Here is a 15,908-nt window from a genome sequence, read left to right as displayed (position 1 = left end):
ATAAAATATGTTACAACTATTCAGACATATAGTACATATTATCATTGCGCACTTAACAGATTATTTAAGTCTTTTAGGTAGGCCTCTGTTCTATCAGATTCAGTTTCAATATTTTAGGAATGAATTTAAAAGAACAAAGCAGAATAAGAGGCTATGTTTATTAGGTAATGGTCCAAGTTTTTCTCTTATAGGGGAGCATATAGACAAGTTGAAGGATTATGATTTCTGTGCTGTTAATTTAAGTGTTAATACAGATCTTTTTTTCATCTTAAAGCCTAAGATGTTAGTAATGGTTGATATGATTTTTTGGATGCAACCTAAACTTGAGAAGATCAAGAAAGCATGGGAGAATATTCAACGCATCAATTGGGATATTCAGATTTTTATTCCTTATAACTTTCCCAATCAAATGAAGAAAGAATTTGAACGAAATGGGCATGTGACGGTGTGTAGGTATGCAAACAACAACTGGGAACCAGAAACACGCAGTGCAAATTTTTTAAAGATGTGGCTGTATAAGAAAGGACTAGTATCCCCGAATGGTACAAATGTTAGTATTGCTGCTATTTACACTGCTATTTTAAATGGTTATAAAGAAATTAATCTTTTGGGTGTTGAACATTCATGGATGAATGATATAAAAGTGAATGAACACAATGAAGTTGTTTTGATAGATAGACATTATTACGGTAACACAGAGCATGTATGGTTGGATTACGAAGGAAATCCAATCAAACTCCGAGATTTCTTAGAGTCACAGTTAGCAACTTTTACAGGACATATGTATCTTAGAGATTTTGCAGATTATATGCATATCCAAATAATCAATAGAACAAAAGATTCTTACATTGATGCCTACGAAAAGAAGAACTTAGATAATCTTTTAACAGGGAATAAATAACGATGAATAATATCGTTCATAGAATATTATATAATAAAAATGTACAGAGTGGAAGTATCTTTGCTTTTTTCTCTTTTTTGAATCAAGGATTAAATTTCTTTCTGCTCATTATATTATCACGTTATATATTTCCATCATCTTATGGGAAGTTAAATCTCTTTTATACAACAGTCAGTGTTGTTAGTTATGTAATTTGTCTATGTACCTCGGGAATCGTAAGCATTAAATATTTTAAGGTCTCACGTGAGATCTTATCAAAATATATCAGTGTTGTTCTGAATTCTACATTAACTGTTTCTGCCATATTGCTGTTGATCGTCGGGATCTTTTCAAACTTTGTAACTAATATCACGAATATCCAACCAATGCTACAAATAATATGTATTTATATTTGTGCATCAACTGTTGTGTATAATTTATTACTAGATATATACAGGTTAGAAGAAAAAAGCCTAAAGTATGGCTTCCTAACTACTTTATCTACAATTGTGAATATCGTCTTTTCTCTTTTACTTGTAATCGGCTTTAATCAAGATTGGATAGGGCGTATAGAGGCAAATCTAATCGCTGCTACAATATTTTTAGTTATGGGGTTAGTAAACTTAATTAACAAAGGGTATATAAGACGTCTTTCACCTACAAAAGCTATATACAAGGAAACTTTGTTGTTTGGTATTCCTTTAATTCCTCACAGTATAAATGGTTTTCTACGTCAGGGAATGGACCGTTATATTATTAATGCACATTTCGGGACTACGGCTGTAGGATTATTTAGTTTTGCTATCAACTTTGCATTTATTATTTACTCGGTTGGAGCAGCTTTTAATAAATCAAACTCCGTATACATTTATAAGTACCTTTCTCAAAATGACTTCTCTGTTCGAGAAAAACTTAGAAAACAAACTGTTCTATTATTAGTATTTTATGCTGGGATTACTTTAGTGGTATTTGGCGTATGCTGTTTACTTATTCCCATTCTATTTCCCAATTATGGTGAATCAGTTATTTATCTATTACCTCTTTGTTTAAGTACATTCTTTCAGTGTGTATATCTGCAGTTCTGTAATTTTTTGTTCTATTATAAAAAGACAAAAGAATTGATGTTTATGACAGTAGGAGTATCTGTTATTCACCTAATCCTATCTTTATTATTGACGAGATATTCAGCATTATATACAGCATATATTAGTATGTTTTCTTCTTTCATAGAGGCATTTCTGGTATTTCGATATTCTCGTAAACTCTTTAAAATATTCTAATGAAAATGGATGTTTCTGTTATTATAGTTAATTATAATACTTGCGATTTAACCTCTGCCTGTATTAAAAGTATCATAAAGCATACATATTGTGTTTCTTATGAGATAATTGTCGTAGATAATGCTTCTACAGATGGCTCGAAGGAGAAATTTGAGAGAGATTCAAGAATAAAATATATTTATTCAAAAAAGAATGGTGGATTCGGCTATGGTAATAATCGAGGTATAGAGGTTGCTAATGGAGATTATTTCTTTTTGCTCAATTCTGATACACTATTGTTGAATAATGCTATTGGTGAATTTTTCAAATATGCTAAGTCACATAATTCAAGAATTATTTATGGATGTTATCTACAAGGAAATGATGGTACTTATAGAAATTCTTTCTTTTATTTTCCTGCGTTTACAATAAAAGAATTCTTTAGGCGAATGTTCTCCCCCCATAATTATGAGCCAGATTATACTGATAAGGAAGTTGAATGTATTAGTGGTGCTGATATGTTTATCCCACGATCTGCAATTGACGAAGCTGGAATATTTGATGAGAATATTTTTCTCTATGGAGAAGAAGGCGAATTACAATATCGCATGATGAAGAAAGGATATAAAAGAATGATTATTACTTCACCGAAAATAATTCATCTTGAGGGAGAAAGTTCTGGCAATACTGCAAGAAAACAATATGGTATGAGGAGTCATTTATATATTCTTAAAAAATATATGAATCCTATCACTTATTTACTTGCCTGGATATATTATAAGGTACATTTATAAAATAGATATTGGATAATTCTTAATGGAAAATAGAATATTCTCATTTAAAAAGAGTGAATATGATCCGTTTATAGATTATATAAAAGGATTTAGTATATTGTCTGTTATTATTCTGCATAGCACTCCAGTATCGGTATTAAAAGTTTCTTTAGGTTGCCTGTGGATATCTATGTGTGTTCCTTTATTTTTGTTAGTGCAGGTTTTCCATGCTTATAAAAAGAGATCTAATATTACTTATCCTAATATGGCTAAAACTTGGTATCGGATTATTAAGCCATTTGTATTAGTTCAATTGTTTCTTTTAGTTTATCTACTTGTAAGAAGATTTCTTGATGGGGACATAAATTTATACTCTTTCTTTAAAGAATTTATTATAAGCGGAGGAAATGGTCCTGGTTCATATTATTTTTGGATATATTTACAATTCGCTTTCATTCTACCATTGTTTCCCAACTTCCTTTATAAGAATTCTTTTAAACGTATCTTTGCTATTTTTATTTTAATATCTTTATTGGTGGAGATAGTTTTCTCATATTTAACCGCAGAGCCCTTTTATAGGTTGTTTCTTGGGAGATATTTGATATTAATCCCTTTAGGTTATATGCTTGCTTTTAAGGGATATACTCTCAATTTTAAGACTTGCTTCGCGGGGGGGGTAAGTGCATTATTTGTATGTCTATTTTATTATAAAACTCCAAATGTAGAGCCATTGGTATATGATACAGGTTGGAATATTCATCATTGGTTTCAATTCTTTTGGTTAATTCCTTTAATGTTCATTTTAAAGTATTCATATTTACGATTAAATCGATATAAGATTATTTCTTATTTCAAATCTTTTGGTAAGTATTCTTATGAAATCTATTTATTTCAGATGGTATGGTTTACACTTCCATTTTATAAAATCTTAGAACTTATAACGCATACTAAATATATTGCAATAGCCTTGTGGCCATTGATTTCTATCTTTATCTGTTGTTTCGGTCTTTCGTGGTTCTTAAATAAGAAATACGGTATAAAGAAAAAGAAATAAAGAATTTACACTTTTGAGCAAGATTTTTTGATCCTATACTTGTATTTCTAAAAATGCTACATATTATATAATAGTTTCATAGTATTTAAATTAATAAATTATGATTATACGAAGTAAGGCACCATTGCGTTTAGGACTTGCTGGCGGTGGTTCAGATGTTTCTCCATATAGTGATACATATGGTGGATTGGTTTTGAATGCAACTATAAATTTGTATGCATATTGCACAATAGAAGAAACTGATGATAATCGTATTGTTATTAATTCTTATGATAATAATTTCATAGGGGATTATCCCTTGTCTAAAAAGCTTGAAATTGATGGTAATGCAACTCTTGTTAAAGGTGTTTACAATAGAATTATTCGAGATTTCAATTTAAATCCATTATCATTTAAGATTACAACCTATAACGATGCACCTGCAGGCTCAGGTTTAGGAACATCCTCCACAATGGTTGTTTGTATTCTTAAAGCGTTTGTGGAATGGCTGTCACTTCCTTTAGGAGATTATGAGATTTCTCGTTTGGCTTATGAAATAGAACGTATTGATTTGAAATTATCTGGCGGGAAACAAGACCAATATGCAGCTGCTTTTGGTGGCTTTAATTATATGGAATTCCTGTCAAATGATTTAGTAATTGTCAATCCATTAAAGATTAAACGTTGGATAATTGATGAGTTAGAAGCTTCTACTATTTTATATTTTACAGGAGCAAGTCGCAGTAGTGCAAAGATAATTGATGACCAAAGAAAAAATACGGCATCTCAAAAACAGAATATCATTTCTGCAATGCACGAAATCAAGCAGGGTGCGAACGATATGAAGCGCGCTTTGTTGAAAGGCGATATCCTTTCTATGGCCCATCTTCTTAAAACAGCATGGGAAAATAAGAAAAAACAATCTTCGCAAGTTACCAATTCTGTAATAGAGCAAGCTATGGAAGTAGCCTTAAAAGAAGGGGCTTTGGCTGGCAAGGTCAGTGGTGCAGGTGGTGGCGGATTTATAATGTTTATTGTAGATCCCATTAAAAAAAAGACCGTTGAGAAAGCATTATCAGAACTTGACGGATTTATTATGCCATTTTCTTTTACAGATGGTGGTGCACATGGTTGGAGAATATATCCAACTGATGATATAAAAGAATATAGATTATAACTTTATTATGTCGGAAAAACAATATAAATACATAAACTCATTGCTTGGTTCTTATCCAAAACTGAATGTATGCAAGAATGATATAATCCAAGCATATGAAATATTACGGAAATGTTACTCACAACACCATAAGTTATTGATTTGTGGTAATGGAGGCTCAGCAGCCGATTCTGAGCATATAGTAGGTGAACTTATGAAAGGTTTTACGTTACCGAGGAAACTACCAGCAGAATTGTCCAAAAAATTCACACAAGTTGATAATGATTTAGGAAATGTCCTTGCAGAAAATCTACAAGGCGCATTACCTTCTATTGCCCTTACCACTCATACAGCTTTATCTACGGCCTTTATGAATGATTGTCAACCAGTATTGGTATTTGCACAGCAGGTTTACGGATATGCCCAAAAAGACGATTGTTTCCTTGGTATTTCCACTTCAGGTAATAGTCAGAATGTATTGTATGCAGCAGTTGTTGCCAAAGCACAAGGAATGTCATTAATAGGTTTAACAGGAGCTCAACAGAACAAACTTGAGAAATATTGTGATGTTTGTATTCATGTGCCAGAAACAGAAACATATAAAATACAAGAACTCCACCTTCCTATTTATCATTGCATTTGTTTAATGTTAGAAGAATATTTCTTTGGAAAGTAAGCGTATGAAAGTCGTAATAATGGCAGGAGGCAAGGGAACGCGTATCGCTTCTGTGAGAGCTGATGTGCCAAAACCTCTAATAGAAGTTTGTAATAAACCCATATTGCAATGGCAAATTGAGAATCTTAAGGATAGTGGATTGACAGATATTACCCTTGTTATTGGTTATCTTGGAGAAAAAATAAAAGAATTCTTCGGTGATGGCAAAAAGTTTGGTGTAAACATTAGTTATTTCACGGAAAACCACCCTTTAGGAACAGCTGGTGCTTTATTTAAGATGAATCTCAATGAAGATTTCTTATTAATGTGTGGGGATATTATGATTAATATAGATTTTAATCGTTTCATCCAATTCCATAAAGAACATTCATCTTGGGCAAGCCTAATCTCTCATCCTAATGGGCATCCTCATGACAGTAGTATCTTGGTCACAGAAACTTTACCAACTATTTCAGGTGAAGTTCCACATACGACAAATAAAGTTATATCATGGATTGTAAAAGAAGATAAACAAGGATTTTATAAGAATCGTGTAAATGCAGGAATAGAGATTATATCGCCTCAACTTTTACAAGCTGTAAGAGAACTATATGCTGCTCAAGACCTTTCACTCCCTGAAAAGATTGATTTAGATCGGGATGTGTTGCGCCCTAATATCAATAGTGGAAAGATTTTTGCATACGATACTCCTGAATATATCAAGGATATGGGGACTCCTGAACGTTTCGCAGAAACAGAGAAGGATATTAATGAGGGAAGAGTATATGCAAGAAACCTTAAAAATAAACAGAAAGCCGTCTTCATTGATCGTGATGGAACTATAAACAAGCATATTGGATTCTTAAAAAGTCCTGAACAAATGGAATTGATTCCTGGTGCTGCAGAAGCCATCAAGCTAATCAACCAATCGGGCTATCTTGCCATTATTATCACTAATCAACCTGTTATAGCACGTGGAGAATGTACATTTGAAGAGTTAGATATTATACATAATAAGCTTGAGACATTACTTGGATATGAAGGTGCTTTCGTTGATGCTATTTATTATTGCCCTCACCATCCTGATAAAGGATTTGAAGGTGAACGTGCAGAGTTGAAGTTTGAATGTGATTGTCGTAAACCTAAGGCTGGACTCTTTCATCGTGCTGCTCAAGACCTGAATATAGATTTGGGAAAATCTATAATGATAGGCGATTGTCAAAGTGATATAGAGGCTGGCAAGAATGCCAATTGTGCCAAGGTGTTTTTAGTGGAGAGCAATACACCTTCATCTCTTTTAAACTGTGTGTGTGATATATTTAATAGATAACATATATGAAGATAGTATTCATATCCCCAGTAACTCCTTATAAAGAGAATATGGGTGGTCCATCGGGACATCCATATCACTTAATGATAAAGAGACCTTCTGATATAGAGATAACTGTTTATTCTTATAATCAGAATAATCTTTCTGATGAGACTATAAAGGAGGTTGAGAATGAATTAAATATCAAAATTAAGCTTGTGAAACAGCCTTGGTGGTATAAGTTTATTCTTCAATTACATCTAACGTTTATACGAATCTTACTCAGGTTTCCTATAAGTTATTATATTCGTTTACCAAGGTATATTGTTGAAGAAATTTGTAATAGTCATCCTGATGTGGTATGGGGGTATTGTCAAGAATTCTCTGGTATACTTTCACAGTTTAAAAATTTCAAACGAATTCACACGACACCAGATAGTTATTGTTTACATTGGTATCGAAGGATAGGACGGCCGTTTACTTTATCGCATTATGCAGAATATTTTCGTGTTGTTATGAATTATATTAAATACTACCGTATGGAGAGTTGTTATGACAATAGCAAAAATATCAAATATCATTTTGTTGGTGATGCAGATGCAGAGTTTGTGAAACGTATAAACCCTACTATAGATGCTCATTTTTTACGTCATCCTCATTATGAAATAGAAAACCCTAAGCGAGAAATAAGATTTCATCAGCCTAAAATCCGTTTGTTGATTGCAGGAAGATATGACTTGTATTCGTATGAAGCATCTAACGAGTTCTTCTCTATGCTTCAGAATCTTGATAATGCTGATAAAGAGTTCTTTAAGGAACATTATGAACTAACAATATTGGGGAAAGGCTGGTCTGCAAAAGTAAACGAACTTAGAAAGTTTGGTTATGAAGCGAATCTAATAGAATTTGCTCCAGACTATATAGAAGAAATCGTTAAGCATGATATCCAAATAAATCCATTATCTGTCGGAACAGGAACAAAAGGGAAAGTTTTGGACGCACTTGCAAATGGACTTCTCGTAATAGGAACACCATATGCAATGGAAAATATTGCCGTCGAAAACAATAAATCGTGTGTGATATATAAAGATGCTATACAATTGATATCAGTACTAAAAGAAATTCCTCATGAAAGAACAAAATATGAAGCAATTGCTGCTGAAGGAAGAAAGTGTGTACTAACCGAACATAACAGAGAAAAGGTATCAAAAGAGTTATTTGGATTCTTCTAATAAAGGCAAATATTTCACTGATTTATTCCTTCAAATGATACACTAATATGATTATATATATCATTCTTTTTCTTATTCCTGTTATCTTATACTTCTATTATAAAAATAATAAACAGGTTTCTTATAAACCCTTTTTATTCTTTTTTATTTCATTAGCTATATTTGTTGGATTGGGAGATATGCTAGGCGGTTATGATCGTTATATCTATGGCGATCTTTTCGACAATTTGGCAGACCAGTTAAAAATAGGTATTCCAATAACATCTTCCAGTATTTATCAAGCATATAATACTGAATTTGGCTATATAGGACTTAACTGGGCAATAGCCCATATAACAAGCAACAGATATATTTTTATTTTCCTCTATACCATCTGCATGTATGCCATTATCTTGCATAGTTTCAGAAAGTATGCTAAAAATTATCCCTTGGCATCTATTTTGTTTATGGCATTGGTATTTTATTTCTCCTTTACATATCTTCGGCAAATGTTCGCTGCTGCTATTATAGGACTGTCTATTAGGTATATCATCGAAAGAAAGTTTTTAAAGTACTGTGCTATTATCATTGCAGCGTTTTCATTCCATAATTCTGCTATTATTTTCTTCCCCATGTATTTCATTGCAAATAAAAAATACCCAAAAGCACGTATATTATTATTAATGTCTGTATGCTTTATTATTGGTGTAACAGGAATAACAAGTAACCTTTATAATCTTTTTGATGATATATCAACTCGTGCAGCGCATGCTGATTATGCAGTTCAAGGAGATGCACGAATAGCCTATATCTTAGAGGCGGGATTTTTTCTCTTTTTTCTGATAAAGTCTTATAAATATCTACCAGATACCAAACAAAGTATTGTTTTATACAACATAGCCTTAGCATTTTGTGCTGTTTTATTATTGTTTATTCGTTCTGATAATGGTGGACGCTTAAGTTGGTATTTCATATATGGTTTAATACTTTCATTAACTCAGTTATCAATGACCCAATATGGTAAACGTTATCGTTTCGACTTGTATATAATGGCAGTTAGTTTAGTTCTATTTTTACGAATAACTATTGAATGGTCTTTTAATATGTGTCCATACAAAACTTTCCTCACTCCTGGACATACAGCTGCAGAATGGATTTATGAAAGGTATGAATATGATCTTAAATACGATATGGATAAATTCTATCGATAAACTATGAAAGAAAATTCCCCCCAAAAACGAGAGAGTAACTTTGAATTACTCAGAATCATAGCAATGTTACTTGTCATGATTACTCATGCAACATTCTTAGCTTTAGGTGTTCCTACTCATGAAGATTCTATAAGTATTCCTTATAGCTCTTTTGGCATCTTTCTGTCTCAATCGTTTTCTACTGCATGTGTAAATATTTTTGTTTTACTATCAGGTTGGTTTGGTATAAAGGTAAATTTAAAAAGGTTTTCAGAGTTTATCTTTCAAGTTTTTTTCTTTACAAGTATTATTTTCATAGGGCTTTATATTTATTCTTCTAATCTAATTACAAATACAGATGCACTTCTTACTTTCTTTATGTTTCATAGTTCTGACTATTGGTTTGTCAAAGCATATATCGGACTATATTTATTTTCTCCTATCTTAAATACGTTTGCGGAAAGGGCTTCACAAAAGCAACTTGGTTATTTCCTTATTGCCTTCTTCATATTTCAAACTATTTATGGATGGCTTAGCATTGATGGCGTACAGTGGATCGGAGGAGGGTATTCTGCAGTATCTTTTTTCTTTCTTTATCTTGCAGCAAAGTATACAAGACAATACCTTTTACCAGACATAAATAAAATAAGTCAGAAGCTATATATAACGGTTTACATTAGTATTGTATTATTTATCGCAACCTTAGCTTTTGTCGTAACTCGATTAGGAATTCCAATAGCAGGAAGACTATTTACTTATACCAATCCTTTAGTTTTATTGGAATCATTGTTATTAGTAATTATTTTTAGTCGAATATCTATAAAAAGTAAAACTATTAATTGGGTGGGAATATCATGTTTCTCTGTTTATCTTTTACATGCTAATGAATTACTTTTGCGTCCTTATTATGGGAAAATTATAAATAACTTTTCGGTAACAGAAAGTATAGAATGTTTTCTTATTTCCACTACATTGCTCATTTTAGGCATTTTTTTTATTTCTATCCTATTAGATAAAGTGCGAATAGCTGTATGGAATATAATAATCTCCTATTTGTCTAAGCAACAATAATGATAAAAGAGAATATGCTGATAACCGTATTCACTCCAACCTATAACAGGGCAAAACTGCTTCCAAGGTTGCATAAAAGCCTACAAGAGCAAACTAACAAAGATTTTGAGTGGGTTATTGTTGATGATGGGAGTACCGACAATACAAAAGAAGTTATAGAGAAAATAATAATAGAGCAAAGGAATATTTTTCCAATTCGATATTTCTATAAAGAGAATGGGGGAAAACATACTGCAACAAATCAAGGTGTAAAAGAAGCGAAAGGAGAATTATTTTTTATAGCAGACTCTGATGATTTATTACCAAACAACTCTATTGAAATAGTTGCCAATGAATTTGCTAAGATAAAAGATAAAAAGGAAATAGGTGCAATTGTTGGTTTTGATAATTTCATTAATGAAAGTAATTCTATAACAGAAATTCCTTTCACGACAGAAGAATGTACTTTTACTGAATTTGGAAACAAATGGAGAATAAATCAAGATATGAAAGAGGTTTTTAGAACCTCTGTCTTAAAAGAAATACCATTTCCAGAAATAGAAAACGAAAGATTCTGTCCAGAAGATTTAGAATGGTTACTAATTTCTCATAAATATCTTTTCCATTATTTTGATAAATTCATATACACAGCAGAGTATCAAGAAAATGGTTTATCAGCAAATATTACTAAGATTAGAATGAATAGTCCAATATTAACAACTTGGACTTATGCTGAATACAACGAATTTAATATATCTATATATAAAAAAATAAGAAATGTCATAAACTATTGGAGGTTTTATTTCTGTATTGAGGATAAATCGAAAATAAGAAAAAGAATAAATCCTTTTTGGATAGGACTATCTCCAATAGGTTGGTTGTTCCATATTAAAGACCGTATAAGAATTAAAAAGAAATAAGTTATAGGTGTAAATATCGCTTCAAGTTTGTAAATGTTTTTTACAGGCGTGGTTTTAGTCTAACTAACTGTATGTCAAAATATTACAAAACCTATTGTTTTGTACTTTAAAAGTGGCTCTTTTACACGGTAAAAGCGGCTGTTTTACCGCACAAAACAGCCGCTTTTGAATTACGAGAGTGTGGCTTACATTTTTTTAGGAGTTTTCTTTTACATAATAAGGACTTTTTCTCCCCTCTTAAAGTATAAAAAAAGAAGAATTATCCTACACTTTCATTGCTGGTAAATAATATCTGTAAAAACATAGAAAACTCAATCTTACTAATTATAAGTAAAGCAATAAAGGAAGAATCATAAATGTTTCTCAAAACACAGATAAAGAAACTTACCGACGAACGTTGGAATGTGGGATTTATTCAGAATTCTATTGAGGATATTATTAATGGCGATGCGATTGATGTAAAATGGATAATCCATAAATATAATAACTCTTGGTTTGCTGACCCATTTGTTTTAGAAGTAACAGAAAAAGAAATTATTTTATTAGTTGAAGAATTCTATAGGCCTATCAATAGAGGGCGTATTTCTAAACTTACAATTGATAGAATAACAAATGTTCTTTTAAAATGTGATGTAATTTTAGAATTACTAACGCACCTCTCTTTTCCTCTAATTATAAGAAAAGATAGTAACTTAGAGGATTTTATAAAAGGTATTGACACCGATTATGAAAGTTCAGCAGAACCTTATGTTTATTTATTGCCTGAAAATGGAGAAAGCGGACATTTATACATATATAAGTTTTTCCCAGAATCGAATAAAATAATACGCTTATGTGGTGTATTAGATGAAGCTGTTGAAGATGCTGTTCCTATTAAAATCAACGAGCACTTATATTTATTCTGCACACCAAGAGAAAATCCTAATGGAAATATTTTACATATATATAAATGGTCTTATAAAGAGAAACTGTTTGAGTTTCTAAAAGAAATTTCTTTCAAGGAAAATATAGCACGTATGTCTGGAAGTTTCTTTTACTATAAAAATAAACTTATACGTCCAACTCAAGAGTGTAATTTCCAATATGGGCATGCAGTAACACTTCAGGAAACAGATATAACAGATTTTAGTTTTAAAGAAATCAGAAGAATATATTCTGTACACCCAAGATTAAATATAGGCTGCCATACTTTTAACTCGTATAAAGGTGTTACCGTTACAGATGCCCTTGGATTCGATAGAATTTGGATTCGTAAGATGCTTAAACGTTTTAATTTAATATAAACAGATGAAGGTTCTCCAAGTTATTACATCTTTAGAAATAGGAGGTGCAGAAACATTGGTTGTTAACTTGATTCCAAGATTGTGCACATTAGGACATACTGTGGATTTATGTATCTTTAATGGTACGGAAACACCATTAATGCAAAGATTGAAAGTGGAAAGTCCACAAACGAAGATATATGCATTGGGGCATAGTGTATACAATCCACTTTATATATTAAAGCTGATGAAGATAATGAAAGGATATGATATTGTTCATACACACAATTCTTCACCACAGTTATTTGTTGCAATTGCCAACTTATATCGCAACAGAAAACTTGTATCTACAGAACATACAACTTCTAATCGCAAACGTGAATGGAAGTGGTATGCTCCGATTGAAAGTTGGATGTATGGACAATACAACCATGTAATTTGCATAAGTCGAGTTGCAGAAGAAAAGTTGAGGGAATATATGGGAGGTGATTGGATAGATAAAACAAAACCTTGCTATAAGCATATTTCCACTATTAATAATGGTGTGGACGTTTACGCCATCTGTAATGCTACTCCTAATAATGAATTTCTAACACTTAAAGAAAATAGGAAAGCGATTTTAATGGTTGCTGGTTTTAGAGATGCTAAAGACCAAGACACTGTTGTTAAAGCCCTATCCTCTTTGAATAAAAATAAATTTGAAGTTTGGTTTGCTGGTGTTGGCGAACGTATGGAAGAAGTTCGACAGTTGTCTGAGTCGTTAGGCGTAGATGACAGAGTCCGGTTTCTTGGATTAAGAACAGATATACCAAATGTTTTGAAGGCTGCAGATATTATCGTTATGTCTTCTCACTGGGAAGGCTTGAGTCTTAGTAATGTGGAAGGTATGAGTGCGCATAAACCTTTTATAGCCTCTGATGTAAATGGCTTACGAGAGGTTACAAAAGGATATGGTATTCTTTTTCCGCATGAAGATGCCAAGGCTTTGGCTAATAAGATTAAACAATTAGCAGAAAGCGAGGAATATTATGATGAAGTTGCCAACCGCTGTTATAATCGAGCATTGGAATTTGATATTAGTAAGACGGTTTGGGGATATAACAATATATATACCAATGTAAGTGAATTTCAGAAATGAATAAATAAACATAATGAAATACAACAATAAAAATATACTTCATGTAGTGAATATCTATTTTGTCCTCCCTTATTTTGTCGGAGGACAATTTAAATATTTTAGGAATAGAGGATTTCGTTTCCATGTAGTGTGCTCTGCGTCTGAATATTTAGATGATTATGCTAAAGAGAATGGCTTTAATTATCGGGTGTTACCAGTTCTAAGATCAATAAATATTCTACAGGATTTCAAAACGATAATAGGTATTTGTCGATATATAAAGGAAAAGCAAATAGGTATAATTGTGGGACACACACCTAAGGGTGGATTGCTTTCTATGGTAGCAGGGTGGTTAATGCGTGTTCCAAACAGAATATACTTTAGGCATGGGCTTGTTTATCAAACATCACATGGGCTGAAGCGATTTATTCTTATGAGTGTGGATCGGCTTGCTTCTTTATGTGCTACGAAGATAGTTTGTGTATCTCCATCTGTTCTGCAACACTCAATAGAAGACCGTTTGGCACCTCTATATAAACAACTTATCCTCCATAAAGGTACATGTTGTGGCATTGATACAGAAGGGAAATTCAATCCAGCTAACATAGACCCCAATAAACTTGCTACTATGAAAGAAAAGTGGGGAATTGATAATAATGATTGGGTTATTGGATATTCTGGACGTTTGGTGCGTGATAAAGGAATCATAGAATTAGTTAGGGCTTTCCGTAACGTAAAAAAAGATAATCCTCATTATAAACTTCTCTTAGTTGGTATGTTCGAAGTACGTGATGCCCTTCCTGATGATATCCAGCAGGATATTAAGAGCGATTCTCAGATTGTATGGACAGATTTCCAAAACTCAGATATGGAGTATTTCTATTCGATGATGAATGTATATGTACTTGCCTCTTATCGTGAAGGATTTCCAACAGGAGTATTGGAAGCTCAATCAATGGAAGTGCCTGTTATAACCACACGTGCCACAGGTTGTTGTGACTCTATCCAAGAAGGATTAACTGGTTTGTTTGTAGAACACGATGTTAATCAACTTGCTGCAGCAATCTGTCATATCCATAATGGAGGAACGAGCATAGATGGTAAAAAAGCACGAACATGGGTGCGTAATAATTTCGAGAATCATATTGTTTGGAAAGAAATAGAAAAATTATATTAATATGAAAATACTCATAACAGGTGCTACAGGATTTGTTGGTAAAAACTTAAAACCATATCTTGAAAAAAAGGGTCATACTGTATTTACTTTGGGTAGAAGAGACGAATATACCTGGAAAGACCTTTATTCAAAAAAGATACCAGAAGTTGAAGCTATAATTCATTTAGCTGGTAAAGCACATGATTTGAAAAAAATAGACGGAGAAGAGGTTTATTTTAAAGTAAACAGAGATTTAACAAAAGAAATATTCAACTTTTTTTTATCTTCTAAAGCAAGAAAATTTATTTTCTTTAGTTCTGTAAAAGCAGTAGCAGACTATATAGAGAACGGTATTCTGACAGAAGATGTGACAGCAACTCCTATTGGTGCATATGGTAAAAGTAAGTATGAAGCTGAAAAGTATATCCTCTCGAAAACTATAGACAACAAAGATGTTTATATTCTTCGGCCTTGTATGATGCATGGTCCTGGCAATAAAGGAAACTTAAATCTTCTTTATCAAGTAGTGAATAAAAATATCCCATGGCCACTTGGTAAATTTGAGAATAGGCGTTCTTTTGCCTCTATTTCAAATGTTTGTTACATCGTAAATTCATTATTGGATACTAAAGTAAATTCTGGGATATATAATATTTCCGATGACAATGCTATCTCAACAAATGAATTAATAAATATTATCTGTAAGGTTAATAAAAAGAAAGTACATATTTGGTACTTGCCAAAATGGCTAATATTGTTTTTAGCAGAAATAGGTGATTTAATAAACCTTCCTTTAAACACAGAACGTCTAACCAAATTAACTGAAAATTATGTTGTTAGCAACCAAAAAATTAAAAGAGCATTAGGTCTTTCTAAATTACCAATCTCGATAGAAGAAGGCTTAACTAACACTATCCTATCATTCCAAAACAAGTAA

Annotated in this window: 15 protein-coding genes; all 15 read left to right on the top strand. The window is 32.1% G+C overall.

All coding sequences use genetic code 11. From position 1 onward, the window contains the following. The first annotated feature begins 7 nt into the window (after positions 1 to 7). The 15 genes from RDV52_RS09035 (at position 8) to RDV52_RS08965 (ending at position 15,908) form a co-directional block, all read left to right on the top strand. Complete coding sequence (locus RDV52_RS09035) at positions 8 to 901, top strand: hypothetical protein (RefSeq protein ID WP_004365949.1); 894 nt, start codon at positions 8 to 10, stop codon at positions 899 to 901. A 2-nt stretch (positions 902 to 903) separates the two neighbouring features. Beyond that, complete coding sequence (locus tag RDV52_RS09030) at positions 904 to 2,160, top strand: lipopolysaccharide biosynthesis protein (RefSeq protein ID WP_004365951.1); 1,257 nt, start codon at positions 904 to 906, stop codon at positions 2,158 to 2,160. A gap of 5 nt (positions 2,161 to 2,165) precedes the next feature. After that, positions 2,166 to 2,933 carry a glycosyltransferase family 2 protein gene (locus RDV52_RS09025; RefSeq protein WP_040556993.1) on the top strand — a complete coding sequence of 256 codons (768 nt, stop codon included), beginning with the start codon at positions 2,166 to 2,168 and terminating at the stop codon, positions 2,931 to 2,933. A 22-nt stretch (positions 2,934 to 2,955) separates the two neighbouring features. Further along, positions 2,956 to 3,966: an acyltransferase family protein gene (locus RDV52_RS09020; protein WP_004365954.1), complete on the top strand. Its 1,011-nt coding sequence runs from the start codon at positions 2,956 to 2,958 to the stop codon at positions 3,964 to 3,966. A 100-nt stretch (positions 3,967 to 4,066) separates the two neighbouring features. Then, a complete protein-coding gene (locus RDV52_RS09015) occupies positions 4,067 to 5,122 on the top strand; it encodes a GHMP family kinase ATP-binding protein (protein WP_004365955.1) in 1,056 nt (351 codons plus the stop codon). 7 nt (positions 5,123 to 5,129) lie between these two features. After that, positions 5,130 to 5,777, top strand: coding sequence for a D-sedoheptulose-7-phosphate isomerase (locus RDV52_RS09010; RefSeq protein WP_004365956.1), 648 nt, complete (start codon positions 5,130 to 5,132; stop codon positions 5,775 to 5,777). A gap of 4 nt (positions 5,778 to 5,781) precedes the next feature. Then, positions 5,782 to 7,086 (top strand): HAD-IIIA family hydrolase, encoded by a 1,305-nt coding sequence (locus tag RDV52_RS09005; RefSeq protein WP_004365957.1) that lies wholly within the window; start codon positions 5,782 to 5,784, stop codon positions 7,084 to 7,086. Positions 7,087 to 7,091: 5 nt separating this feature from the next. Next, positions 7,092 to 8,297, top strand: a complete 1,206-nt coding sequence (locus RDV52_RS09000; RefSeq protein WP_004365958.1) for a glycosyltransferase — start codon at positions 7,092 to 7,094, stop codon at positions 8,295 to 8,297. Between the two features lie 47 nt (positions 8,298 to 8,344). Next, positions 8,345 to 9,487 (top strand): EpsG family protein, encoded by a 1,143-nt coding sequence (locus RDV52_RS08995; protein WP_004365959.1) that lies wholly within the window; start codon positions 8,345 to 8,347, stop codon positions 9,485 to 9,487. Between the two features lie 3 nt (positions 9,488 to 9,490). Beyond that, positions 9,491 to 10,537: an acyltransferase family protein gene (locus RDV52_RS08990; RefSeq protein ID WP_004365961.1), complete on the top strand. Its 1,047-nt coding sequence runs from the start codon at positions 9,491 to 9,493 to the stop codon at positions 10,535 to 10,537. After that, on the top strand, positions 10,537 to 11,436 hold the full coding sequence (locus tag RDV52_RS08985) for a glycosyltransferase family 2 protein (protein ID WP_004365962.1): 900 nt from the start codon (positions 10,537 to 10,539) through the stop codon (positions 11,434 to 11,436). Before RDV52_RS08990 ends, RDV52_RS08985 begins: the two co-directional genes overlap by 1 nt. Before the next feature lie 356 nt (positions 11,437 to 11,792). Continuing rightward, the gene (locus tag RDV52_RS08980; RefSeq protein WP_004365963.1) at positions 11,793 to 12,719 is read left to right on the top strand and encodes a glucosamine inositolphosphorylceramide transferase family protein; all 927 of its coding nucleotides are present in this window, start codon (positions 11,793 to 11,795) and stop codon (positions 12,717 to 12,719) included. 4 nt (positions 12,720 to 12,723) lie between these two features. Then, a complete protein-coding gene (locus RDV52_RS08975) occupies positions 12,724 to 13,836 on the top strand; it encodes a glycosyltransferase (RefSeq protein WP_004365964.1) in 1,113 nt (370 codons plus the stop codon). A gap of 13 nt (positions 13,837 to 13,849) precedes the next feature. Then, the gene (locus RDV52_RS08970; RefSeq protein WP_004365965.1) at positions 13,850 to 14,992 is read left to right on the top strand and encodes a glycosyltransferase family 4 protein; all 1,143 of its coding nucleotides are present in this window, start codon (positions 13,850 to 13,852) and stop codon (positions 14,990 to 14,992) included. Between the two features lies 1 nt (position 14,993). Continuing rightward, positions 14,994 to 15,908, top strand: coding sequence for an NAD-dependent epimerase/dehydratase family protein (locus RDV52_RS08965; RefSeq protein WP_004365966.1), 915 nt, complete (start codon positions 14,994 to 14,996; stop codon positions 15,906 to 15,908).

Origin of the sequence: Prevotella nigrescens, assembly GCF_031191185.1 — a bacterium.
GTDB lineage: Bacteria > Bacteroidota > Bacteroidia > Bacteroidales > Bacteroidaceae > Prevotella > Prevotella nigrescens.
Note: the sequence above shows the minus strand (reverse complement) of the source record. Positions and strands in the feature narration are given on the sequence as shown.

Coding starts and splice junctions, on each gene's coding strand:
- RDV52_RS09020 (WP_004365954.1), top strand. CDS start 2,956: ATGGAAAATAGAATATTCTCATTTAAAAAGAGTGAATATGATCCGTTT.
- RDV52_RS08975 (WP_004365964.1), top strand. CDS start 12,724: ATGAAGGTTCTCCAAGTTATTACATCTTTAGAAATAGGAGGTGCAGAA.
- RDV52_RS08980 (WP_004365963.1), top strand. CDS start 11,793: ATGTTTCTCAAAACACAGATAAAGAAACTTACCGACGAACGTTGGAAT.
- RDV52_RS08995 (WP_004365959.1), top strand. CDS start 8,345: ATGATTATATATATCATTCTTTTTCTTATTCCTGTTATCTTATACTTC.
- RDV52_RS09030 (WP_004365951.1), top strand. CDS start 904: ATGAATAATATCGTTCATAGAATATTATATAATAAAAATGTACAGAGT.
- RDV52_RS09015 (WP_004365955.1), top strand. CDS start 4,067: ATGATTATACGAAGTAAGGCACCATTGCGTTTAGGACTTGCTGGCGGT.
- RDV52_RS09000 (WP_004365958.1), top strand. CDS start 7,092: ATGAAGATAGTATTCATATCCCCAGTAACTCCTTATAAAGAGAATATG.
- RDV52_RS08990 (WP_004365961.1), top strand. CDS start 9,491: ATGAAAGAAAATTCCCCCCAAAAACGAGAGAGTAACTTTGAATTACTC.
- RDV52_RS09005 (WP_004365957.1), top strand. CDS start 5,782: ATGAAAGTCGTAATAATGGCAGGAGGCAAGGGAACGCGTATCGCTTCT.
- RDV52_RS09035 (WP_004365949.1), top strand. CDS start 8: ATGTTACAACTATTCAGACATATAGTACATATTATCATTGCGCACTTA.
- RDV52_RS08985 (WP_004365962.1), top strand. CDS start 10,537: ATGATAAAAGAGAATATGCTGATAACCGTATTCACTCCAACCTATAAC.
- RDV52_RS08965 (WP_004365966.1), top strand. CDS start 14,994: ATGAAAATACTCATAACAGGTGCTACAGGATTTGTTGGTAAAAACTTA.
- RDV52_RS09010 (WP_004365956.1), top strand. CDS start 5,130: ATGTCGGAAAAACAATATAAATACATAAACTCATTGCTTGGTTCTTAT.
- RDV52_RS08970 (WP_004365965.1), top strand. CDS start 13,850: ATGAAATACAACAATAAAAATATACTTCATGTAGTGAATATCTATTTT.
- RDV52_RS09025 (WP_040556993.1), top strand. CDS start 2,166: ATGGATGTTTCTGTTATTATAGTTAATTATAATACTTGCGATTTAACC.